Genomic DNA, 21,156 nt, shown 5'->3' on the forward strand with positions numbered 1-21,156 from the left:
ATGCCTTGGAACTTCGGCGACATTCTTGACGCCATATCGCCCGTCCTGCCGGCCGAAGCGCCGGCCTTCATTCATGGGCCCCGCCGCATCACCTGGGGCGAGACGACGAAACGCACCAACAATCTCGCCCGCGCCATGATCGAGCGCGGCGCGAAGCCCGGCGACAAGCTGGCCTTCTACATGCGCAACCGGCCGGAATATATCGAACTGCTGGCCGCCGGGTTCAAATCGCGCCTGACCCATGTCAACGTCAACTACCGCTACAAGCCCGACGAAGTCTTCTACATCTTCGACAATTCGGATGCGCAGACCGTCGTCTATGGCAGCGAGTTCCGCGACATCATCGAGGAGATCCGCCCGCGCCTGACGAAAGTGCAGACCTTCATCGAGGTCAATGACGGCGGCGACATCGCGCCCTTTGCCGAACGCTACGAAACCCTGGCCAATACCGGCGCCGGCGCCACGCTCGACATCGAACGTTCGCCCGACGACTTGCTCTTCATCTATACCGGCGGCACCACCGGCATGCCGAAAGGCGTGATGTGGCGCCACGACGATCTGCGCGAAGTGCAGCTTTCGGCGCTGCGCCGCCTCGGCCCCGTGCCGGAATCGCTGCCTGCCCTGGTCGCGGCGATCAAGGAAGTCGGCCCCGCCGGTCCGATGATCCCGGCCTGCCCGCTGATGCACGGCACCGGGCTGCTGACGGCGCTGGGCAACATGGTCTCGGGCGGCTGCATCGTCACCCTCGACAGCCATTCGCTCGACCCGCACGAACTCTGGTCGGAAGTCGACCGCAACAAGGTCCAGCAGGTCGCCATCGTCGGCGACGCCTTTGCCAAGCCGATGCTGCGCGCGCTCGAGGAGACGCCCGGCAAATACGACCTGTCCTCGATCGTCACCATCATCTCCTCGGGCGTCATGTGGTCGACCGAGGTGAAGCGCGGCCTGCTGAAATACATGCCGAACGCGATCATGACCGACAGCTTCGGCGCCTCCGAAGCGGTCGGCCTCGGCTCCTCGCTGATGACGAAGGACGGCGAGATCGCCACCGCCAAGTTCCAGATCGGCGAACGCTGCAAGGTCTTCGACGAGAACGACGAACTGGTCGAGCCGGGCTCGGGCAAGCCGGGCTTCATCGCGCTCGGCGCGCCGATCCCGGTCGGCTACTACAAGGATCCCGAAAAGAGCGCCCGCACCTTCAAGACGGTACGCGGGGAGCGCTATGCGATCCCCGGCGACTGGTGCACCGTCGAGCCCGACGGCACGCTGACCCTGCTCGGCCGCGGCTCGGCCTGCATCAACACGGCCGGCGAAAAGGTCTACCCGGAAGAAGTCGAGGAAGCGCTGAAGACGCATCCCTCCATCGAGGACGCGCTGGTCGTCGGCCTGCCCGACGAGAAATGGGGCCAGGCCGTCACCGGCGTCGTCAAGCTCAGCAACGGCGCCGCCTTCGACGAGGAAGCGCTGCGGGCCCATGTCCGCAACCAGCTGGCCGGTTACAAGACGCCCAAGCGCATTCTGATCGGCACGGTCCCCTTCCGGGCCCCGAACGGCAAGGCCGACTACAAGACCGTGACCGAATTCGCAAAGCGCGAACTCGGCGCGGCCTGAAATAAAGGAGAAGCGCGATGACGCCGGATGAATTTGCAGACCTGCTCGCGCGCTTCTCCGCCGCCGCCACGGCCGGCGACGGCAAGGCCTTTGCCGAATGCTTCACCGAGGATGCGGTCTATCACGACTACATCTATGGCGATCACAAGGGCCGCGCCGAAATCGCCCATATGCTCGAAGAGCTCTTCCACCGCGATGCGCGCGACTACGACTGGCGCATGATCGACCCTGTCTGCAACGGTAATCTCGGTTACGCCTGGTCGCTCTCGAAATTCGTCTCGACCCTGCCGCAATATGAAGGCAACCAGGTCGTCATCGACGGCATGAGCCGTTTCGAACTGCGCGACGGGCTGATCGCCGACTACCGCGAAAGCGTCAATGGCGGCGTCGCCATGGCACAGCTCGGCGTCGAGGAGCCGCGCCTGGCCGGCGTGCTGCGCAAATGGGCCCGGCAACTGCGCGAACGGTCCGACGTCGCGCGCTATCTGAAATCCTGATCCCCGGAGAGCCGATGCCCCTGAAGCTTGCCCTGCTCGGCCAGACCTGCGCCGACAACCGCGCCCATATGGAAGCGCGCCTGACATCGGACTGGGAGATCGGCCTCTGGCTGCCCGGCGATCCGGTCGACAGGGGCGAGGCGCTGCTCGGCGACGCCGATGCCGTGGTGGTGGGCAGCGACGCGCTGGTATCGGGCGGCGCCTTCGCGCTGATCCCGAAGGCGAAGAAGCTGCGCCTCTTCCAGCTTCCCTTTGCCGGCTTCGACTGGCTGAAGCCGGAAGGCCTGCCGCAAGGCTGCTTCATCTGCAACGCCCGCGGTCATGAACAGGCCATGGCCGAATTCGCGATCGCAAGCCTTCTCGAATGGGAGATCGGCTTCCGCAAGCTCGATGCCAGCTTTCGCGGCGGCTCGTGGAAATATCAGGGCACGAGCCGCGACCCGGAAGCCCTGCACGGCGAAGTCCATGGAAAGACGCTGGGCATTTTCGGCTATGGCAATATCGGCCGCGAGGCGGCGGTCCGTGCAGCGGCCTTCGGCATGCGCGTCATTGCCATCGCCCGAAGCCCCCGCGACGCGGCGCCCGCACCGCTCGACTGGATCGGCACCCGCGCCGACACGGAACGCTTTCTGGCCGAAAGCGACTACATCCTGCTCGCCTGCGACCTCAACGACGACACCCGCCACGCCATCGACGCGGCCGCCTTCGCGCGCATGAAACCGTCCGCCGTCATCGTCAATGTCGCGCGCGGACCGGTGATCGAGGAAGAAGCGCTTTACAAGGCGCTTGCCGGCAAGCGCATTGCCGGCGCCGCCATCGACACCTGGTACATCTATCCGAACCGTCCGCTGCCCGGCGGCACGCCGGAAGAGAATCCGCGCCCCTCGCGTTTTCCCTTCCACACGCTCGACAATCTGATCATGACGCCGCATTGCTCGGCCCACACCGAGGGGTCGGATGTCCGGCGCTGGCAATCCATTGCCGCCAATCTCGATGCCTTCGCGGGAGGCCGCGAGCCGCCGGGGCTGGTGATGCGCGGCACCGGCCGCCCCAATGCGGCCTGAGCGAAGTTCCGCATTCACCCATAAGAGCCCTCCCCCTCACCCGCCGATGCCGGTTGCCTCGGCGGGGCCGGTTGCTATGCTGTCGCCAACCAAAATCGAACCCCTATGAGAGAGATTTCCATGGAAACGCTGGAGAAATTCCGCCAGGAGACACGGGCCTGGCTGGAGGAGAACTGCCCGCCCTCGATGCGGACGCCGATGACCTCCGAGGATGAAACCGTCTGGGGCGGCCGCAACGCCAAATATCCGAACCCCGAGGCGAAGCTCTGGCTCGACCGCATGGCGTCGCGCGGCTGGACCGCGCCGACCTGGCCGAAAGAATATGGCGGCGGCGGTCTCTCGAAAGAGGAAAACCAGGTCCTCCAGCAGGAACTGCGCCGCATCAAGGCGCGTCCGGCGCTGTCGAGCTTCGGCATCTGGATGCTCGGGCCGGCCCTGCTCGAATTCGCCAACGAGGAGCAGAAGAAGGAACACCTGCCGAAAATCGTGCGCGGCGAAATCCGCTGGTGCCAGGGCTATTCGGAACCGGGCGCGGGCTCGGACCTCGCCGGCCTGCAGACGAAATGCGAAGACAAGGGCGATCACTACCTGGTCAACGGCCAGAAGATCTGGACCTCCTATGCCGACAAGGCCGACTGGATTTTCTGCCTCGTCCGCACCGATCCGACGAAGAAGCACGACGGCATCAGCTTCCTGCTCTTCGACATGGCATCGCCCGGTGTCGAGGCGCGGCCGATCTCGATGATCTCGGGCGCCTCGCCCTTCTGCGAAACCTTCTTCACCGATGTGAAGGTGCCGAAGGGAAATCTGGTCGGCGAACTCAACAAGGGCTGGACCATTGCCAAGCGCCTGCTGCAGCACGAACGCGAGATGATCTCGGGCATGGGCCTCGGTGGCGCGGGCTCCGGTGCCGGTCTCGGCGGCCTCGAACAGGCGGCGAAGGATTATTACGGCGAGGAGAACGGTCGCATCGCGAGCCCCGCGCTGCGCGACCACATCACCCGCCAGAAGATGGACGGCAAGGCCTTCGCATTGACGATGCAGCGCTCGGCCGAGGAAGCCAAGGCCGGACAGGGTCCGGGTGCCGCTTCGTCGATCTTCAAATATTACGGCACCGAACTCAACAAGCGCCGCTTCGAACTGCTGCTCGAAATCATGGGGACGAAGGCGCTGGGCTGGGAGGGCGAAGGTTTCACTGGCGACGAAATTGCCGTCACCCGCTCCTGGTTGCGCTCCAAGGGCAACTCGATCGAAGGCGGCACCAGCGAGGTCCAGCTGAACGTCGTTTCGAAGCGCGTGCTCGGCCTGCCCGACTGACGCGCAGCGCATTCCCGTTCGGGCGCGCCGGCAACTCACGCACAATTGCGGCGCGCCCTCGCCTATTCACAGAAACAGAAAAAGACATAGAAACGCGATGGCACTAGTACTCACCGAGGAGCAGCAGCTCCTGCGCGACACCGCAACGCAGTTCTTTCAGGAACGCGCCCCGATCGCCAATCTGCGCAAGCTGCGCGACACGAAGGATGCCACCGGCTTCGACCGCGGCCTCTGGAAGGAGATGGCCGATCTCGGCTTTGCCGGCATCATGATCTCGGAAAAATACGGCGGCACCGATTTCGGTCCCGTCGGTCTCGGCCTCGTGCTCGAACAGGCCGGCCGCACGCTGGCGGCAAGCCCGCTGGTCTCCACCGTGCTGCTCTGCGGCTCGGCCGTACAGCTCGCCGGCAATGCGACGCAACGCCAGGACATTCTCTCGGCCATTGCCGCCGGCGACCGTGTCATGGCGCTGGCGCTCGAAGAAGGCCCGCACCACAATCCGGCACGCATCGCCACCCGCGCCGCGGCCGATGGCAAGGATTTCAGGATTTCGGGCCGCAAGACCTTTGTGCTCGACGGTCATGTCGCCGATCAGCTGATCGTCGCCGCGCGCACCGCCGGCAACGAAAACGACCGGGCCGGCATCACGCTGTTCCTGGTCGATCCGAAATCGGAAGGCGTCAAAGTCACACGCACGCTGATGGTCGATAGCCGCAACGCCGCCGAGATCGCCTTCGACAATGTCGCCGTGCCGGCCACCGCCGTGCTGGGCTCGGTCGATGGCGGCATCGATGTGCTGGAGCAGGTGCTCGACATCGCCCGCATCGGCCTCTCGGCCGAGATGCTGGGTCTGGTGCAGGAAGTCTTCGACACGACGCTGGCCTATCTGAAGGAGCGCAAGCAGTTCGGCAAGGTCATCGGCTCCTTCCAGGCACTGCAGCACCGCATGGCCGTGCTCTTCGCCGAGATCGAGCTGTCCCGGTCGGTCGTGCTGGATGCGCTCTCCGCGCTCGAAGCCCGGCGCAACGACGTGCCGCTGATTGCCAGCCTTGCCAAGGCGCGCCTGTCCGACATCGCCACCCTGATGACCAATGAAGGCCTGCAGATGCATGGCGGCATGGGCATGACCGACCAGTTCGATATCGGCCTGTTCATGAAGCGTGCGCGTGTGGCGGCAGCGACCTTCGGCGACGGAAATTTCCATCGCGACCGTTATGCGTTGCTGGAAGGCTTCTGACGATCCCGCGGATATCCGGACCCGGTCCGGATATCCGTCCATGTACATGCCGCGAGGTGCCGGTCGGCGATGGTGAATTTCAGTTTCGGTTCGGCAGTGCGTATTCTGCCGCTTCTGGCGGCAATGCTGGGCGGGATTGCAACGGCCGGGCCGGCCGTGGCCCATCCCCATGTCTGGATCGACCTGAAGACGGAAGCCCATATCGATGGCGAGGGACGGTTTGCCGCCCTCACGATCGTCTGGATCTTCGATGAATTCTATTCGGCCTTCGCGCTCGACGGCCTCGAAAAGCCGGGCGGCGCTTACAAGCCCGAGGATCTGGCCGCCCTGACCGACGTCAACATGACCAATCTCGAGGAGTGGAACTACTTTGCCGAGGTGACGCGGGGCGGCGAAACGGCGAAATTCGGCAAGCCCCGCGATGCCCATTCGGCCTGGGACGAAAAAAGCGGGCGCCTGACCCTCACCTTCACCCTGCCCCTCGAGGAACCACAGCTTGCAACGGCGGCAACGCCGGCGAAATTCCGCGTCTTCGATCCCTCCTATTACATCTCGATCGACTATGTCGAAAAGGATCCGCTGCGGCTGGTCGGCGCGGCGGCGGATCGTTGCGCCACCCGGATTGAAACGCCGAATGTCGAGAATGTCTGGACGACGCTGCCTGAGACGGCCTTTACCGGCAGCCAGACGCAATTCGGCGAAATGTTCGCCGCAACCGCGACACTGACATGCCAGGAGACGCCGTGATCGCCGCCTCGAACAGGACCGCGCTGGCGGCATTGACGGTCCTGGCCGCATTGCTGGCGTTTCACCTGCCGGCCCTGGCCCAGAGCCCTTTCGCCATGCCGGGCGGCGAGGCGCCACCGCCCGAACCCGGCTTCGCGGCCACGCTGATGCGCTACATCATGGCCATGCAGCAGGAATATTATCGTGCCCTGGCCGGCGCCTTGCGGGCCGTCAATTTGCAGGGCTCGCTGGCCGCCGCCTGGGGTCTCGTATCGATCTCCTTCCTTTATGGCGTCTTTCACGCCGCCGGACCGGGTCACGGCAAGGTCGTGGTCACCTCGTGGTTGCTTGCCGACGAACGCGAAGTGAAGCGCGGCATCCTGATTGCCTTTCTCTCGGCCTTTGCGCAAGCCGTGACGGCAATCCTGCTGGTCGGCATCCTGGCCGTCCTGCTGGGCATGACCCAGCGTGCCACGGCCGACATCGTGCCGATGGTCGAACGGGCAAGCTATCTGCTGATTGCAGGCATTGGCGCCTGGCTTCTCTGGCGTGCCTTCCGCCCGATCCATGTGCATACCCATGATCACGGCCATCATGACCATGACCATGACCATGGCCATGACCATGGCCACGATCACGCGCATCTGCCGGCGCCGCAGGATTTGCGCAAGGCGCGGGACCTGAAAGGCATGATTGCGATCATCCTGTCGGTCGGGCTGCGCCCCTGCAGCGGCGCGATCCTGGTGCTGCTCTTCGCGCTGACGCAGGGTGCCTTTCACATCGGGGCGCTTTCAGCCTTCGCCATGTCGGTTGGAACCGCGATCACGGTATCGGCGCTGGCGCTGCTGACGGTCGCCTCGAAAAACGCTGCGCTTCGGCTTGCCGGCAAGGTCGACAGTCCCTGGACGCAGCGTCTCGAACGGACCCTGCGGATCGTGGGTGGCGGCTTCATCCTGCTCTTTGGATTGTTCCTGCTGGTTGGCTCCTTCACCCTGCCGGCCCAGCCGCTTTTCTGACGTCCCGGCCTATCGACAAGCTCTGCCCCCCGCCCCATACTGCCCCCGAAAACCGCGCTGCGCACCGCGCGCGCCTCCCGCATAAGCATAAACGAGCTAGAGACAAGCGATGGCCGACGACAAGACCAGCGACCAGCCCGAGCGCATCACCGTACTTGCGCGCGATTTCACCCCCGCCGCCATGGAATTCCACCGCCGGAACATGAGCGAGAAGGGCTACCGCATGGAAGGCCAGATCGTGCAGCGCAAGTTCCAGATGATCGAGGGACTCGGTGCACCCAGGGATCTGTTCGACGGCGAGGCGTTTTATGCTGTGACCTTCGTCCGCAAGAACATCGACAAGTGAGGCAGCCGTCCGTTGTCGGGCGGCATTTCACCGGCCTTCTGTAAGTCGCGCCGAAGATCGGCGCGACAAATACGGAGAAGCAGACCGCATTCCGGCACCGGTACGAAGGCGGCGGCGTGACTGCAAATGCCGGAGAAGCGATTGGCCGCGCGCGATACGCAGCAGAAAAAGCGCGCAAGCGTCTCCTGATGAATGCCATTATTTTTCGCGGGTTCCCGCCATTCTTCGGCCGCCACCTGCGGACAAACCCGTTGACTTGGCCAGTCTTATCCTGTTGTCTTTCCGGGCAATCGACATTTTGGCCTGGCTTGGCTGCTCCGTCCTACGGGCCTTTTCAAGACTCCCAAAAGATCAGGTTGTACGACGCCGCGCGATAGGCGCGCGGTTATTGACGCATGCAAATGCGTTTGAGGAGACGAAGAGATGGCGACAGGTATCGTGAAGTGGTTCAACGGCCAGAAGGGTTACGGCTTCATTCAGCCGTCCGACGGTGGCCGCGATGTGTTCGTTCACATCAGCGCCGTGGAGCGCGCTGGCCTCAGCACGCTGAACGAAGGCCAGAAGGTCAACTACGAACTCGTGACCGAAAAAGGCAAGACGTCCGCTGCCAATCTGACAGTGGCGTAAGGCATTTATCCTTCGATGGATCGGATGGCCGGGCTTCGCGCCCGGCCATTTTCGTTTGCAGGCTTATTTCTTGCCGCCCTTGCCGGGGGGCGTCTTGGTCGGTGCCGCGAAGGGCGAAGCGGCCGCGGCGGGAGCCTTCTTCTTGTTCTTGTCCGCCTTGGGCTTCTTGGCTTCGCGATTGCTCTTCTTCTGACCTTTGGCCAATTTGGCCTCCTGTTGAAGCGCTGACGGCGGCGCGAACGATCCGTGCCGGCGTCGACTGCGCATGTCTGCATTGCGGACTATACGCGCCACGGCGAAGCACCGCGCGGGATTTTTTTAGCTGTCGCCTCTCTGTCAAGAACATCGTCGTTGGATTTTTTGTTCTCCAAAGAGGCTCTGCGGGGTTGGAACCGGGTCGCTTCGTGACCATTATGGAAGGAGCGACAATCGCGAGCGGCGGCAAATCGGCCTATGACGGAATCCCTCCCCCACGCGCGCGGCGATGCAGCCGGCTGTGCAAATGCCTGTCAGGCCAGCCTGAAGGAACGCTACAAGGCCGTCCGCGAAACGACCGAGGCGCTTGCCGCCCCGCTCAGTGCCGAAGATCAGACGATCCAGTCGATGACGGCGGCCAGTCCCGCGAAATGGCACCGCGCCCACACGACATGGTTCTTCGAGACGTTCCTGCTGCGTCCCCGGCTTCCGGGCTACGCGCAGTTCGACGAGAGCTATCACTATCTTTTCAATTCCTACTACGAGGCGTTTGGCGAGCGTCTGGCCCGCGCCCAACGCGGCATGATCACACGCCCGTCCGCCGGCGAAGTCGCAGATTATCGCGCACATGTCGATGCGGCGATGCAGCGGCTCCTCGACGATTGCCCGGAAGACACCGCAACTCTCGTCGAACTCGGCCTCCATCACGAGCAGCAGCATCAGGAATTGCTGCTCACCGACATCAAGCATGCATTCTCGCTCAATCCGACAGAGCCCGTTTACAGCCGTCGCGAGCGCAATCCGGCTGCCAACGACGCCGCGCCGCAGCTCGGCTGGCACGAAATTGCGGCCGGTGCCTACACCATCGGCCATGACGGCGCAGGCTTTGCCTTCGACAATGAAGGCCCGGCCCATCGTGTACTGCTCAACGATGCGCGCGTCGCCACACGGCCCGTCAGCATCGGCGAATATCTCGACTTCATGGCGGATGACGGCTACCGCCGCCCGGAATTCTGGCATGCCGACGGCTGGGAGGCCGTGCAGGCGGAAGGCTGGCGCGCACCGGCCTATTGGCGACACGATGAAGATCTCGGCTGGACCGCCTACACCCTGCACGGGCGGTTGCGTCTGCGTCAGGACGAACCGGTAACGCATGTCAGTCTCTACGAAGCGGCCGCCTATGCCGCCTGGGCCGGCAAGCGTCTGCCGGACGAAGCCGAATGGGAAGTCGCGGCCCGCACCTGGCCGCATCCGAACGAACACCAACCGGCGCTCAATCTGCATCCGCGCCCGCTGGCGCGCGGCTTCTGTCAGGACGTCTGGGAATGGACCGGCAGCGCCTACCTGCCCTATCCGGGCTTCCGGCCCGCAAGCGGCGCGGTCGGCGAATACAACGGCAAGTTCATGGTCAACCAGATGGTGCTGCGCGGCCGCTCCTGTGCCACGCCGCCGGGCCACGAGCGGCCGAGCTATCGAAACTTTTTCTGGCCCGGTGCCAGATGGCAATTCAGCGGCTTCAGGCTGGCGGAGGACGCATGACAGGAAGCAAGACACGGCTGGCGGAGCTTCAGGACCATGAACCCTCGCTCGACGAATTCCGCAGCGGCGTGATCGACGGACTTTCGGCACCGCGGAAATTCATATCCAGCAAGTTCCTCTATGACGCCCGCGGCTCGCGCCTCTTCGACGATATCTGCGAACTGCCCGAATATTATCCGACACGCACCGAGACCGGCATTCTCGAGCGCCACGCAAGCGACATTGCGCGCCTGCTCGGACCGCGCACCCGGCTGGTCGAATTCGGTTCGGGTGCCGGAACGAAGATCCGCATCCTGCTGGACGCCCTCGACCGCCCCGCCGTCTATCTTCCGGTCGACATTTCGCGCGATCATCTTGTCGCCGCCAGCACCGACCTCGCCAGGACCTTTCCCGAGCTTCGCATCGCACCGGTTTGTGCCGACTACACCGCTCCCTTCGCCTTGCCCGATGTCCCCGGCGTCGCACATGAAACGACGGCCGGTTTCTTCCCCGGCTCGACCATCGGAAATTTCACGAAGGAAGAAGCAGCCGCCTTCCTCGCCGGCACCCACGACCTGCTCGGCAGCGGCGCGATAATGATCGTCGGGATCGATCTGGTAAAGGATATCGACGTGCTGCGCGCCGCTTATGACGACGCGGCCGGCGTCACCGCCGCTTTCAACCTCAATCTGCTCAGGCGCATCAACCGCGAACTCGGCGGCACCTTCGATCTGTCGCGCTTTCGTCACGAGGCACGCTGGAACGACGGTCTGGAACGCATCGAGATGCATCTTGTGTCGCTGCGCGACCAGGATGTCGCCATCGGCGCGCAGCGCTTTCATTTCCAGGAAGGCGAGACAATCCACACCGAAAGCTCGCACAAGTACCGGCTCGACGGCTTCCGCGATCTCGCCGCCCGTGGCGGCTACGATCCGATCGAAGTCTGGACCGACGAAAAACAGTTCTTCAGCGTTCACGCGCTTCGTGCAAGATAGGCCGCAACGACATCTGGCAACCGGCAAGCACGAGGCGCGCATGATTACCGTCCACCATCTCAACAATTCGCGTTCCCAGCGCATCCTCTGGCTGCTGGAGGAGCTTGGCCTCGACTATGAGATCGCCGGCTACAAGCGCGATGCCACCACAAATCTCGCGCCCGACGAGCTGCGGAAGATCCATCCGCTCGGCAAGTCGCCCGTCATCACCGACGGCGGCGAAACAGTCGCCGAATCGGGCGCCATTGTCGAATATCTGATCCGCAAATACGGCAAGGGCAAGTTCATGCCGGGCGAGAACACGCCGGATTTCTTGCCCTGGCTGCACTGGATGCATTACGCCGAGGGATCGGCGATGCTGCCGGTCATGCTGACGCTCTACACGATGCGCCTCGGCGACGCCGCCGCGCCCTTGCGTCCGCGCCTCGAAAGCGAGATTGCCAATCACTTCGGCTACATGGACAAGGCGCTCGGAAAGAACGACTTCTTCGTCGGCAACACGCTGACCGGCGCCGATTTCCAGATCGTCTTCGTACTTGAAGCCGCCCGTTCGCTCGGCCTGATGAAGCCTTACGCCAATCTCAACCGCTATCTCGACGCGATCCATGCGCGGCCGGCCTACAAGCGCGGCGTCGAGCGCGGCGGCCAGTACGATTTGGGCGGCTGACGTCTCTCGCTGTCTAGTAATGCGCGGCGTAATTGAGTCCGAACCAGATCGCAGCGATGACAAAGGCGGCAACGCCGATCGCCGCGCTGGCGACGCTGGCGCCGATGCCGACCACAAGTCCGTCATGCTCGACAAGGCCGAGCCCGACCACGAAAAGCGAAATCGCCGGCAGCCAGCCCGTGAACGGCACCGGCATGCACAGGACCAGCGCGGTCATCAGCAGCAGCACGCCGAGCGGGCGTTCGGCCGGTCCGCGAAACAGGCCAGGCATGCGCATCCGCATGACCCGCGACAGCGGCCGGGCCAGCGGCAGGGCCTTCAGCGCCCCAGCCCGCCAGCGCTTGCGGGCGAACAGCCGCTTCGTGATCAGATCGGGAAGCCACAGGGCCCGTCGACCGAGGGCCATCTGCGCGGCGATGAAGATCGCCGGCAACCCCAGAAAGAGGTTGGCGCCGGGCGGCAGCGGCAGCATGTTGACGAGACCGACCAGCACGAATCCCCAGCCGAAGCTGCGATCGCCCAGCGACTCCAGCACCTCGCCCAGCGTGCTGCCATTCGGCCTCTTGCGGGTGCCGACCTGCGCTAGCCCGCGCAGGGCGCCGCTTCTTCGTTGCTTCATCGACGTCTCATCGAAATCCGTACCTTCCCCGGGCCGGCTGGCATCTAACACCTTTTGACGCAGGCCGTCACTGCGCCAATATGGCATTTGACAACCGCGCGATGCGCCGGGCGCATATGGAACCGCCGATGAACAGACCTTGGTATCTCTATATTCTGGAATGCGCGGGCGGCAGGCTCTACACCGGTATCGCGCTCGATCCCGAGGCGCGCTACAAGGCGCATGCCGAGGGGCGCGGCGCAAAATTCACCCGCAGCTATCCGCCGGTCCGGCTGGCGATGGTCGAGGCCTTCGCCAATCGCTCCGAAGCCTCGAAGGCGGAATATGCCGTCAAGAAGCTGAGCGCGGCGGAAAAGCGGAAACTGGTTGGCAAGGCAGAGCAATGACCGAAACGGCACCCCTCAGTGAGCGGATCGATGAGCTGGAGGCACGGCTCGCCCACCGCGAACGCGAGATCGAGGAACTGAACGAGCTTGTCGCCCGTCAATGGCAGGCGATCGACGAGCTGAGCCGCCGCCTCGGCACGCTGGGCGGCCGTCTGCAGGCGGTCGAGGACCGCGCCGACGCCCCTGCGGGCGCCGAACCGCCACCGCCGCACTATTGATCAGCGATGCTGACCGCCCCCGCACACAGCGCCGTCACCGTCGAAACGGATCTGTCGGTCCTCCACCGCGACGACGATCTTCTGGTTCTCTCGAAGCCGAGCGGTCTGCTCTCGGTTCCCGGCAAGGATCCGGCGCTGGCCGATTGCCTGGAGAGCCGGGCGCGCAACGCCTTTCCGGGCGCCCTGTTGGTTCACCGTCTCGACCGCGACACCTCGGGAATCATGGTGATGGCGCTGAACCGCAAGGCGCAACGCCATCTCGGCCTTCAGTTCGAACGCCGCCGGATCGGGAAGGCCTATGTCGCGCGGGTCTGGGGAGAGGTCGCCAATATGAAGGGCTGTGTCGACGCGCCGATCGCCTGCGACTGGCCCAACCGGCCGAAACAGATGATCGATCGCGACAACGGCCGGCCGGCGCTGACGCAATGGGAAGTGATGGAACGCGAACCGGGCGCGACCCGCGTGATGCTCCGTCCACTGACGGGCCGTTCGCATCAGCTCAGGGTCCATTTGCTGAGCCTCGGCCATCCGGTGCTCGGCGACAACTTCTACGCCCATGACGAAGCGCTGCGGGCGGCCGACCGGTTGCAGCTCCATGCCCTCGAACTGACGCTGCGCCACCCCGCGGATGGCCGCTTCTGCACCTTCCGCGATCCCTGCCCCTTCTAGGAGGCAGGCCGCCAGGCACTTGTCCCCGCTTTGTCCCCGGGGTCAGCAGAGACTTGTCCCCGGGGGCAAGGAAAAAGCCGGAAGCGGTGGTACGACCCGCATCCGGCTTTTGTGACAGTTTCGTGACAGTTCGATGACAGAGGGGGGGGTCCGCTGTCAGCCGGTGACGCTGACCCGCAGGCTGGTTGTTGTCGAATTACTGTTCGAATTCGAGTTGCTGTTGCCGTTGACGTTGGTATTGCTGTTGAAATTGAAGTTCGAGTTGAAATTCGAATTGAAGTTCGAATTGATATTGTGATTGACGTTGCAGGCATAGGCCGACGAGGCGCCGACAAACGCATAAAGGGCAAGCGCCGCAGCAACCGCCATGATCGCACCCAGCGTCAATCCGGTTCGGGAAAGAAGAATCTTCATTTGCTCCATCCTGTGACACGCCTGCGCCATTTCGGCACAAAGGCAGCGAAAATCCGTGCCCCGAAAGGGCTCTTGGACCTCGCGCTGCAGGAGCCATGCCGAAATGCCGGCATGGACGTGTTGGAGTTAAGTCGTTGTTTTAAAATGAAATTTGGTAGCGGAGGAGGGACTCGAACCCCCGACACGCGGATTATGATTCCGCTTTAGCCCAAAACCGCTCCACAACGCCCAATCTTTTTAATCTATATATTTCAGTATCTTAACTGAAATCCGCTTTTGTCGCCTATTGAGATTTATGGGCGAAACTTGATATTCAGTGTCCCCATAGTGTCCCCAAACAGACATGCGGATTAACTCATGGCGGCCATCGAAAAGCGCGAGCGGAAGAACGGAACGACTTACCGCGCGCTCATCCGTATCAAGGGCTTCCCTCCTCAGCAGAAAACCTTCAAGCGCCTGACGGACGCAAAGATGTGGGCCCAGCAGACGGAAGCCGCCATTCGCCGGGGCGAGCTACAGGCCGTCGCCAAGATCACAGCCAATAAGACGCTGGCGGACGCCATCGACCGCTATCGCAATGAAATCATGCCCCGGAAGACAATCGGCACCCAGCGGTCTGAGAAGTCGCACCTGGCCTACTGGGAAGCCGCGCTAGGTGAATACGGCCTGACCTATATCGAGCCGGAAATGATCAGCCGGAAGCTAGCCGCCCTGGCAAAAGAGAAGCGCATGAAGAAGGGCGACAAGGCGGGCAACCCTTCCGGCGGCGTGCGCAGCCTTCGCACGATCAAGTACTATCAGGACACCCTCTTCGCGGTGTTCAAACACGCCCGACAGTGGCAGTGGACACGCCAGAATCCCGTAGGTGAACTGGAGAAGATCACCAAGCTGCGGAATGAGCGGGTGCGCTTTCTATCGGATGAAGAGCGTGCTGCCCTTCTCACGGCCTGCAGGGCCAGTGTGAACAAGCACCTCTATCCGATTGTCATCTTCGCTCTGTCCACCGGCGCGCGGAAGGGCGAAATCCTCGGCCTGACGCTGGAAGACCTCGACCTCAAACGGGATATGGCCGTGCTTCGGAATACCAAGAACGGCGACACTCGCTCCGTACCCGTCGTGCACCACCTCAAAGAGCTGATGACGAAGCAGGTGAAGGCCATCAACAAGCTCTATGACGGCCTAGAGCTTCCAAAGCATGGCCGCCTGCTCTTTGCTCGCAGTGACGGCAAAGCCCCTATCGAACTGAACCGTGCTTGGTACAACGCGCTAGAGAGAGCGAACCTCAAGGACTTCCGCTTCCACGACCTGCGGCACAGCACAGCGAGCTACCTGGCCATGAATGGAGCCAGCCAGTTGGAGATTGCTGCCGTGCTAGGCCACAAAACGCTCCAAATGGTGAAGCGCTATGCGCACCTTTCTGAAAATCACACCCGCGACGTGGTGACGAAGATGAATGAGAAGATTTTCTGACGCCTACAGAAAAAACAAAGCAGCACCAACAACTTAAAAGAAATCTCTAGACTTTTTCAGCTTGCTTCATATGTTTCTAACAAGTTTCTCAGCCTTTTCCCTCTCTCGCTTTTTTCCCAAAAGAGGGATCATGAAAATTGGTCAACTACGAAGAACTGCGGACGGTGAAACAACTGGCCGCTGAAGCGCCGTTCGTCACTGAGGCGAAGCTGCGCTGGTGGATTTTCCACGCGGACACAAACGGTCTCAACGCTGCCCTGATAAAAATCGGTGGGCGCGTCTACATAGACCGGGCCGAGTTCAATAAGTGGCTTGAGGCCCAGCGCCTCGCCCCCAAGGCCTCCGCCGCCTAACGGCACAAATAACTGATCGACTACAGAGCCCCGCCCTAACCGGCGGGGCTTTATTTTGGGGGAGGCGATTTGCGCTTTCCTAATGTCACTGTAAGAAGCGAAAGCGCTGGGAAAGAACTTACTCGTTGAGAAGCAACTCAGCCATCCCGTCCAAGCGCGCCTTCACAGGTCGCCAATCGGGATACGTCTGCTCAAGCAGCTTGTAAAACTTGGTGCCGTGATTGTGCTCTTTGAGGTGGCAAAGCTCATGAACAAGCACGTAGTCGATGCACTCGCGCGGCGCTTTGACCAAATGTGGGTTGAGCAAAATGTTCCCGGCCGGTGAGCAACTGCCCCACTGCTTCTGCATCTTTAGCAGCCGCCAAGCTGGAACTTTCTTTAGCCAGCGCATACGGCACGCTACCTCGTTCAGCCGTCGCTCAAAAACTTCTACGGCACGAGCCCGATACCACTTGTCTACAAGCTCTTTTACGGCGGCGGCATCCTTAGACGGCGTAGTCACCCTCAGCTGGCCGCGCAGCATTTTTGCCTCGGCTGAAGCCTTTGGTTGATACTCAACTTTCAGCTGATACCGTCGTCCAAGATAAAATATGCCCTCCCCGCTAACGTAGGCGCGGGGCAAAACATGCTCGCGTAGGCGGCGTGCATCCGACACGTGACGGCTGATCCACCGGGCGCGCTTGAGAACGGCCTCATGTACCTCTTTCAGGCACCGCCCGGTAGGGGCGTCCACCTGAACCGCTTCATTCGGATGGACGTGAATAAGAATCCGTCCAGGAGGACGTTCTGTGAAGAGAACTGTGTAGTCGATAACCTCACTACCATAGACAAAGCTTTGTCTGACCACGCTAGAAGCTCCCCCTAGCGAGACCAACGCGCGTGATCTGAACGATACGTTCGATAGCGTCCTTTGCCTTCTCAAGGCCTAGCCTCTCAAACAGCCTCGGCAGAAGTTCCTTACGAATTTCGGCCTCTATATTTTGCGGACTGAGAGAATGTGTTGAGACGGCCTTCTTCACCACCTGGTCGATCTCAAACGAGAGCGTGACGAACTCTTCGCCTTCTCCCGGTTTCAAAGAGCCGAAGTATGCTTCGCCAAGCATCAGACGGAAGACGCCATAGTAGGCTTGCGCATGAGCGTTGCCTTCAAAGGCATTCGGGATTGTTTCAATATCCCTATTTTCCACCTTTTCCGCAAAGTCCTTAAACAGCATGTATTGCTTGTGCGGATGATCAAACATCGCCTCAGCCTCGGCGATAGCCTGCCTAAGAAGCTCCGACAAAACCATTTGCGCGTACGGATCATCAGCCAGGTCTTGTTCTATCGTCTTCTTAATTCGGCTCTTGATGATGTCCGTTTCGTTGCGGGCTTTCTCCTTCGTCCATTTCTTCGGATCATCAGCCTTGCCTAGTTCATTGACCAAGATGACGCCTTCAGCCTCGGCAACCTGCTCACCCACAACGTGCTTATCAACAAGTTTGCGGATTTGGTCTTCATAGGTGCTGAAATCCACAGTCTCCTGCGCATCTTGTTTGGAAATCTTGCGGAGATTGCTGAAGAAGCGGAGATCATCCTTGTAGGTTTGAATTTGCGCCTCGGAGAATGAGGCGTCCTCGAAGAACGACTGAGAGGAAAGCGCAACTTTCAAACACATGCCGAATTCGGTCAGCGCCTCGTAGAAGTCCTCTCGTACTTTCTGACGCGCGTCGTAGCTCTGACCTTCGTCGTCTTCAGAAAACTTTGGCAGCAGCACTTGCCGGTATTGCTCCAAATCTTTCTTATTCTGAACGCCAGAGAAGAGTGCCCACAAACGGTCATGAAGCGCGGGCAGCCGCTTGTACTCGGTGCTGACCTGTCGATAGAGTCCCGCAAGATCATCAATATCGAAACCGCCCTGCGTGTGCGCAGCCAAGTCTTGGTAAGCCTCAATCGCGGTATCCAGTTCTTTCAAGATACCTCGGTAGTCGATGAGCAACCCATACTGCTTGGCATCATGCAGACGGTTTACGCGAGCGACTGCTTGAATGATGTTATGCGCCTTAAGCGGCTTGTCGATATAGAGAACAGCGTTGCGCGGTTCGTCAAAGCCCGTCAAAAGCTTGTCTACAACGATGAGGATATCTGGCGGACCTTCGGTGCTGAAGTCCTCGATTGTGTCGCGCTCATAATCCTGCGGCCGCGCTTTGACGTTGTCTTTCCACCACTGCTGCACTTCCGGCAGCGTGCTTTCATCAACGTCCGAATGCCCCTCGCGGGTGTCCGGCGGTGAAATTATGACGGCGCTTGTGACCAGCCCGGTGTCATCCAACGCCCTTTTATACCGGATAGCCGCAAGCTTGCTGTCGGTAGCCAGTTGGCCTTTCAGGCCCTGCCGGAGCTTTTTGAAGTTTTCGTTGAAGTGTATCGCAATGTCCCAAGCAATCAGCTCAATCCGATTGTTGGAGCCATAGACGGGGCCCTTCTTGCCCCACTTCTGCTTCAGGTCGCTCTTCTGGCGCTCTGACAGGCCAGCCGTGATTTTCTCAAACCAGTTATCAATGGCCTTTTCGTTTACATCCAACAGAGGGCGGCGCTCTTCATAGAGCAGTGGCGTTACCGTTTCATCTTCAACGGCACGCTGCATGGTATAGGCATGTACGATAGGCCCAAACTTGTTGGTCGTCTTCTCGCCCTTAAGCAACGGTGTACCGGTAAAGGCGACATAGGCGGCATTCGGCAGGGCCTGGCGCATCCGCTGATGCGTCTCGCCGCCGTGGCTGCGATGCCCTTCGTCAACAAGGACAATCATGTCCTCGCTTTCGTTGCGGCATTCAGGAAGCTTCGACGCTGTGTTGAACTTGTCGATGATAGTGAAGACGATGCGTTCGGTACTTTTGCCGATACGCCTTGCAAGCTCCCGGCCCGATGAAACCTTTGCCTTCTCACCTTCCTTCTGGCTGGCGATTTCCGAACCAAATGCACCGCCGGTGAGAAAAGTCTTCGCCAGCTGCTTCTCAAGGTCGATCCGGTCTGTGACCACAACAACACGGCAATTCTTGAGGGCGGGATAGAGCAGCAACGCCTTACACAAAAACACCATGGTGAAAGACTTGCCTGACCCCGTGGTGTGCCAAATGACACCCCCCTGACGACCTCCGCCAGGGCGCTTCTGCTCGATCTGCGCCAAAAGTTTCTTGATACCGAAGGCCTGCTGATAGCGGGCCGCAATCTTTCCTGCTTTCTGATCGAACAGAATGAAGAAGCGGACGAATTCCAAAAGCCGCTCTGGAGACAGGAGGCTGACAATCAACCGGTCTTGATCTGTCGGCAACTGATGAGCGGTCCAAAGGCTCTCGAAGTAGTTGCGCACCTTCGCCGGGCGATTGGCGAAGATTGCCGTCTTCACGCTATCGGCGAGAGGCCGGTTCTTGATTTCGGAAAAATGGGCTTCTGGAAGCTCCTCTTCGCGCCAGCGCGTCCAGAATTTCTTTGGCGTTTTCGTCGTGCCGTACCGGCCGTCGGTGCCACTTACGCTCAGTAGCAACTGGCTATAGGCAAAGAGTTGAGGAATTTCGTCGTTCTTCTGGTTGCGGATACTCTGGCTGATACCCTCGTCGATCATCGACTTATTGGGGTTTCCCGAGTCCGGGCGCTTTGCCTCTATGACCGCAAGAGGAATGCCATTCACATAGCAAACAACATCGGGCCGCCGTGTGCGCGTCCCGTCACTCGACAGAACCTCCAGCTCTTCGGTCACAACGAATCTGTTAGCTTGCGGCTCTTGCCAATCGATGATGGGGATAGTCGGCGCATGTTTCTTGCCATCAATGAACTCGGTGACGGTCACCCCAAGGCAAAGCATGTTGTAGATGCGCTCATTTGCGGTGAGCAAACCCTCATTGAGAGAGGTAGATGCTACCTCGCGGACCACCTGCTCGATGGCATTGGTAGAAAGTGGATAGTCCTTCCCTTTGTACTGAAACCTTCTTGCCCGAAGCGCCTCGACAAGGTGGCTGACGAGAACCACTTGCTGCGTCCCCCCTCGCGCAGTAAGGCACTCCTCCGCAGACATGAATGTCCATCCAATGGCGATCAGCGTCTGCAACGCTGGAATATGAGAACTGTAGGCTTCCGCCGTGTTGGGGGCTTCACTCATTTCCGCCCCTCAACCACACTCGTCATGAAATCGGACGCCAATTTCTCGACCTCTTTAGCTGAGAGACCGGACATGGAAAATTTGCCGATCTTTGTCTCTTTTCCCGATGATCTACTTGTGCGAAATGCGGTAAAGCGAGCACCTCCCCCTTTCAGATTCTGTGCCTCAAACCGATAGGTTTGTTGTGCGTCCTCACCAAAAAAAGAACCATTTGCGTCAAGAGACCATCCTCCAACAAAATGCAACTTCTCAAGCGCGCGACGCATTTCCAATGCCGATTGAAACCGTAGCGCCGGATCGGGGTTTACAGCCTTATTAAGGACTCTCTTTAGAGAAGGCGGAACAAACGGACGATAATCTTCGCTGCGAATGAGCTTGCCAGAGCACACAAGCTCAGCGAACTTCTGCGAGCCAACTGCACTGCGTTTTGCTCTAATCAGCCCAAGCCCATTCATCATGCGAAACGCCGTGAGTCCAACTTGATAAACATCGGTCACACAACTGATGGGCAAATTCTGTATTATTTCGGGCGCCGCATGTAATCTATAGGAATTGTCCGCGTACGCAGCACCTCCTTGCGTCACCACCGAAATGCCATAGTCGGTGAGTATTCCCTCGCCGTTGGTGCCGATCAGAATATTATTCGGCTTAATATCATTGTGCAGTGTGCCCTGTTCATGTAGGTGCTCCAACCCGCGCAATACGTCTATGATCTGTGAAACCGTCCGGTCGACTCGGATTAGTTCTCCAGCGCATGCTTGAGACACAACAGAACCCTTTGGGTGATAGTCCATAGCGACCGCAACCACACCATGTCCACTCACATTGATTACGTCGGCGTAATGGACCTTCACAAGGTTGGGGTGGCCAGCTCGATTCCCAACCACTGCCTCCTGTAAGAGCTCATCAATTGTCGCTTGAGACGCATCTATGAGCTTCACCGCAAGATCGCTCTGAATCGCACGATCACGCGCAAGCCACACCTCTCCAAAGTTTCCACCCCCAACTCGTTTAATAAGTTGAAACTTGTATATCTCGTCGCCAGGAGCGGTTGGGAATGGGAGCGCCAATGCTT

Annotated in this window: 23 protein-coding genes; 17 read left to right on the top strand and 6 right to left on the bottom strand. The window is 60.6% G+C overall.

Annotation, left to right across the window (positions count from 1 at the left end):
• The 9 genes from AAC071_RS04380 (at window position 1) to AAC071_RS04420 (ending at window position 8,441) form a co-directional block, all read left to right on the top strand.
• Complete coding sequence (locus AAC071_RS04380; RefSeq protein WP_339830440.1) at window positions 1–1,611, top strand: acyl-CoA synthetase; 1,611 nt, start codon at window positions 1–3, stop codon at window positions 1,609–1,611.
• A gap of 17 nt (window positions 1,612–1,628) precedes the next feature.
• Window positions 1,629–2,108, top strand: coding sequence for a nuclear transport factor 2 family protein (locus AAC071_RS04385; RefSeq protein WP_339830442.1), 480 nt, complete (start codon window positions 1,629–1,631; stop codon window positions 2,106–2,108).
• 14 nt (window positions 2,109–2,122) lie between these two features.
• On the top strand, window positions 2,123–3,172 hold the full coding sequence (locus AAC071_RS04390; protein ID WP_339830444.1) for a 2-hydroxyacid dehydrogenase: 1,050 nt from the start codon (window positions 2,123–2,125) through the stop codon (window positions 3,170–3,172).
• Between the two features lie 120 nt (window positions 3,173–3,292).
• A complete protein-coding gene (locus AAC071_RS04395; protein ID WP_339830446.1) occupies window positions 3,293–4,489 on the top strand; it encodes an acyl-CoA dehydrogenase family protein in 1,197 nt (398 codons plus the stop codon).
• Window positions 4,490–4,586: 97 nt separating this feature from the next.
• Window positions 4,587–5,726 (top strand): acyl-CoA dehydrogenase family protein, encoded by a 1,140-nt coding sequence (locus AAC071_RS04400; RefSeq protein ID WP_339830448.1) that lies wholly within the window; start codon window positions 4,587–4,589, stop codon window positions 5,724–5,726.
• A 69-nt stretch (window positions 5,727–5,795) separates the two neighbouring features.
• On the top strand, window positions 5,796–6,473 hold the full coding sequence (locus AAC071_RS04405; protein WP_339830450.1) for a DUF1007 family protein: 678 nt from the start codon (window positions 5,796–5,798) through the stop codon (window positions 6,471–6,473).
• Window positions 6,455–7,468, top strand: a complete 1,014-nt coding sequence (locus AAC071_RS04410; protein ID WP_339830452.1) for a nickel/cobalt transporter — start codon at window positions 6,455–6,457, stop codon at window positions 7,466–7,468. The genes AAC071_RS04405 and AAC071_RS04410 overlap by 19 nt, the downstream gene beginning before the upstream one ends.
• A 109-nt stretch (window positions 7,469–7,577) precedes the next feature.
• The gene (locus AAC071_RS04415; protein WP_339830454.1) at window positions 7,578–7,814 is read left to right on the top strand and encodes an AMP nucleosidase; all 237 of its coding nucleotides are present in this window, start codon (window positions 7,578–7,580) and stop codon (window positions 7,812–7,814) included.
• Window positions 7,815–8,237: 423 nt separating this feature from the next.
• Entirely contained in the window at window positions 8,238–8,441 is a 204-nt protein-coding gene (locus tag AAC071_RS04420) for a cold-shock protein (protein WP_304734018.1), read from the top strand.
• Window positions 8,442–8,504: 63 nt separating this feature from the next.
• Here the strand turns inward: AAC071_RS04420 and AAC071_RS04425 are convergent, their stop codons facing one another.
• The gene (locus AAC071_RS04425) at window positions 8,505–8,735 is read right to left on the bottom strand and encodes a hypothetical protein (protein ID WP_339830459.1); all 231 of its coding nucleotides are present in this window, start codon (window positions 8,733–8,735) and stop codon (window positions 8,505–8,507) included.
• 159 nt (window positions 8,736–8,894) lie between these two features.
• Between AAC071_RS04425 and egtB the strand changes: the two genes are divergently transcribed.
• Genes egtB through AAC071_RS04440 form a run of 3 tightly spaced genes read left to right on the top strand, consistent with a single transcriptional unit; the run spans window position 8,895 to window position 11,816 of the window.
• The gene (egtB, locus tag AAC071_RS04430) at window positions 8,895–10,175 is read left to right on the top strand and encodes an ergothioneine biosynthesis protein EgtB (protein WP_339830461.1); all 1,281 of its coding nucleotides are present in this window, start codon (window positions 8,895–8,897) and stop codon (window positions 10,173–10,175) included.
• The gene (gene egtD, locus AAC071_RS04435; protein ID WP_339830463.1) at window positions 10,172–11,149 is read left to right on the top strand and encodes an L-histidine N(alpha)-methyltransferase; all 978 of its coding nucleotides are present in this window, start codon (window positions 10,172–10,174) and stop codon (window positions 11,147–11,149) included. The genes egtB and egtD overlap by 4 nt, the downstream gene beginning before the upstream one ends.
• 40 nt (window positions 11,150–11,189) lie before the next feature.
• Entirely contained in the window at window positions 11,190–11,816 is a 627-nt protein-coding gene (locus tag AAC071_RS04440) for a glutathione S-transferase (protein ID WP_339830465.1), read from the top strand.
• 13 nt (window positions 11,817–11,829) lie between these two features.
• Here the strand turns inward: AAC071_RS04440 and AAC071_RS04445 are convergent, their stop codons facing one another.
• Window positions 11,830–12,435 carry an exopolysaccharide biosynthesis protein gene (locus AAC071_RS04445; protein WP_339830467.1) on the bottom strand — a complete coding sequence of 202 codons (606 nt, stop codon included), beginning with the start codon at window positions 12,433–12,435 and terminating at the stop codon, window positions 11,830–11,832.
• 128 nt (window positions 12,436–12,563) lie between these two features.
• On the opposite strand from AAC071_RS04445, the gene AAC071_RS04450 reads away from it, so the two are divergent.
• Genes AAC071_RS04450 through AAC071_RS04460 form a run of 3 tightly spaced genes read left to right on the top strand, consistent with a single transcriptional unit; the run spans window position 12,564 to window position 13,708 of the window.
• Window positions 12,564–12,821, top strand: a complete 258-nt coding sequence (locus AAC071_RS04450) for a GIY-YIG nuclease family protein (protein ID WP_339830468.1) — start codon at window positions 12,564–12,566, stop codon at window positions 12,819–12,821.
• The gene (locus AAC071_RS04455) at window positions 12,818–13,039 is read left to right on the top strand and encodes a SlyX family protein (RefSeq protein ID WP_339830469.1); all 222 of its coding nucleotides are present in this window, start codon (window positions 12,818–12,820) and stop codon (window positions 13,037–13,039) included. Before AAC071_RS04450 ends, AAC071_RS04455 begins: the two co-directional genes overlap by 4 nt.
• A 6-nt stretch (window positions 13,040–13,045) precedes the next feature.
• Window positions 13,046–13,708 carry an RluA family pseudouridine synthase gene (locus tag AAC071_RS04460; protein ID WP_339830471.1) on the top strand — a complete coding sequence of 221 codons (663 nt, stop codon included), beginning with the start codon at window positions 13,046–13,048 and terminating at the stop codon, window positions 13,706–13,708.
• Window positions 13,709–13,864: 156 nt separating this feature from the next.
• On the opposite strand, the gene AAC071_RS04465 is transcribed toward AAC071_RS04460, so the two are convergent.
• Window positions 13,865–14,122, bottom strand: a complete 258-nt coding sequence (locus AAC071_RS04465) for a hypothetical protein (protein ID WP_339830473.1) — start codon at window positions 14,120–14,122, stop codon at window positions 13,865–13,867.
• 357 nt (window positions 14,123–14,479) lie between these two features.
• On the opposite strand from AAC071_RS04465, the gene AAC071_RS04470 reads away from it, so the two are divergent.
• Window positions 14,480–15,592, top strand: coding sequence for a site-specific integrase (locus AAC071_RS04470; protein WP_339830475.1), 1,113 nt, complete (start codon window positions 14,480–14,482; stop codon window positions 15,590–15,592).
• A 137-nt stretch (window positions 15,593–15,729) separates the two neighbouring features.
• Window positions 15,730–15,945: a DNA-binding protein gene (locus AAC071_RS04475; protein WP_339830477.1), complete on the top strand. Its 216-nt coding sequence runs from the start codon at window positions 15,730–15,732 to the stop codon at window positions 15,943–15,945.
• A 118-nt stretch (window positions 15,946–16,063) separates the two neighbouring features.
• On the opposite strand, the gene AAC071_RS04480 is transcribed toward AAC071_RS04475, so the two are convergent.
• Genes AAC071_RS04480 through AAC071_RS04490 form a run of 3 tightly spaced genes read right to left on the bottom strand, consistent with a single transcriptional unit; the run spans window position 16,064 to window position 21,151 of the window.
• Window positions 16,064–16,792, bottom strand: a complete 729-nt coding sequence (locus AAC071_RS04480) for a SprT family zinc-dependent metalloprotease (RefSeq protein ID WP_339830478.1) — start codon at window positions 16,790–16,792, stop codon at window positions 16,064–16,066.
• Between the two features lies 1 nt (window position 16,793).
• A complete protein-coding gene (locus AAC071_RS04485; protein ID WP_339830480.1) occupies window positions 16,794–20,081 on the bottom strand; it encodes an HsdR family type I site-specific deoxyribonuclease in 3,288 nt (1,095 codons plus the stop codon).
• Window positions 20,078–21,151 carry a serine/threonine-protein kinase gene (locus AAC071_RS04490; protein ID WP_339830483.1) on the bottom strand — a complete coding sequence of 358 codons (1,074 nt, stop codon included), beginning with the start codon at window positions 21,149–21,151 and terminating at the stop codon, window positions 20,078–20,080. Before AAC071_RS04490 ends, AAC071_RS04485 begins: the two co-directional genes overlap by 4 nt.
• Window positions 21,152–21,156 lie beyond the last annotated feature (5 nt).

The sequence above is a fragment of the uncultured Parvibaculum sp. genome, assembly GCF_963975745.1.
Classification (GTDB): Bacteria; Pseudomonadota; Alphaproteobacteria; order Parvibaculales; family Parvibaculaceae; genus Parvibaculum.

Excerpts from the sequence above, each read along its gene's own strand:
- AAC071_RS04380 (WP_339830440.1), top strand. The coding sequence starts at position 1 with ATGCCTTGGAACTTCGGCGACATTCTTGACGCCATATCGCCCGTCCTG.
- AAC071_RS04385 (WP_339830442.1), top strand. The coding sequence starts at position 1,629 with ATGACGCCGGATGAATTTGCAGACCTGCTCGCGCGCTTCTCCGCCGCC.
- AAC071_RS04390 (WP_339830444.1), top strand. The coding sequence starts at position 2,123 with ATGCCCCTGAAGCTTGCCCTGCTCGGCCAGACCTGCGCCGACAACCGC.
- AAC071_RS04395 (WP_339830446.1), top strand. The coding sequence starts at position 3,293 with ATGGAAACGCTGGAGAAATTCCGCCAGGAGACACGGGCCTGGCTGGAG.
- AAC071_RS04400 (WP_339830448.1), top strand. The coding sequence starts at position 4,587 with ATGGCACTAGTACTCACCGAGGAGCAGCAGCTCCTGCGCGACACCGCA.
- AAC071_RS04405 (WP_339830450.1), top strand. The coding sequence starts at position 5,796 with ATGGTGAATTTCAGTTTCGGTTCGGCAGTGCGTATTCTGCCGCTTCTG.
- AAC071_RS04410 (WP_339830452.1), top strand. The coding sequence starts at position 6,455 with ATGCCAGGAGACGCCGTGATCGCCGCCTCGAACAGGACCGCGCTGGCG.
- AAC071_RS04415 (WP_339830454.1), top strand. The coding sequence starts at position 7,578 with ATGGCCGACGACAAGACCAGCGACCAGCCCGAGCGCATCACCGTACTT.
- AAC071_RS04420 (WP_304734018.1), top strand. The coding sequence starts at position 8,238 with ATGGCGACAGGTATCGTGAAGTGGTTCAACGGCCAGAAGGGTTACGGC.
- egtB (WP_339830461.1), top strand. The coding sequence starts at position 8,895 with ATGACGGAATCCCTCCCCCACGCGCGCGGCGATGCAGCCGGCTGTGCA.
- egtD (WP_339830463.1), top strand. The coding sequence starts at position 10,172 with ATGACAGGAAGCAAGACACGGCTGGCGGAGCTTCAGGACCATGAACCC.
- AAC071_RS04440 (WP_339830465.1), top strand. The coding sequence starts at position 11,190 with ATGATTACCGTCCACCATCTCAACAATTCGCGTTCCCAGCGCATCCTC.
- AAC071_RS04445 (WP_339830467.1), bottom strand. The coding sequence starts at position 12,435 with ATGAAGCAACGAAGAAGCGGCGCCCTGCGCGGGCTAGCGCAGGTCGGC.
- AAC071_RS04450 (WP_339830468.1), top strand. The coding sequence starts at position 12,564 with ATGAACAGACCTTGGTATCTCTATATTCTGGAATGCGCGGGCGGCAGG.
- AAC071_RS04455 (WP_339830469.1), top strand. The coding sequence starts at position 12,818 with ATGACCGAAACGGCACCCCTCAGTGAGCGGATCGATGAGCTGGAGGCA.
- AAC071_RS04460 (WP_339830471.1), top strand. The coding sequence starts at position 13,046 with ATGCTGACCGCCCCCGCACACAGCGCCGTCACCGTCGAAACGGATCTG.
- AAC071_RS04465 (WP_339830473.1), bottom strand. The coding sequence starts at position 14,122 with ATGAAGATTCTTCTTTCCCGAACCGGATTGACGCTGGGTGCGATCATG.
- AAC071_RS04470 (WP_339830475.1), top strand. The coding sequence starts at position 14,480 with ATGGCGGCCATCGAAAAGCGCGAGCGGAAGAACGGAACGACTTACCGC.
- AAC071_RS04485 (WP_339830480.1), bottom strand. The coding sequence starts at position 20,081 with ATGAGTGAAGCCCCCAACACGGCGGAAGCCTACAGTTCTCATATTCCA.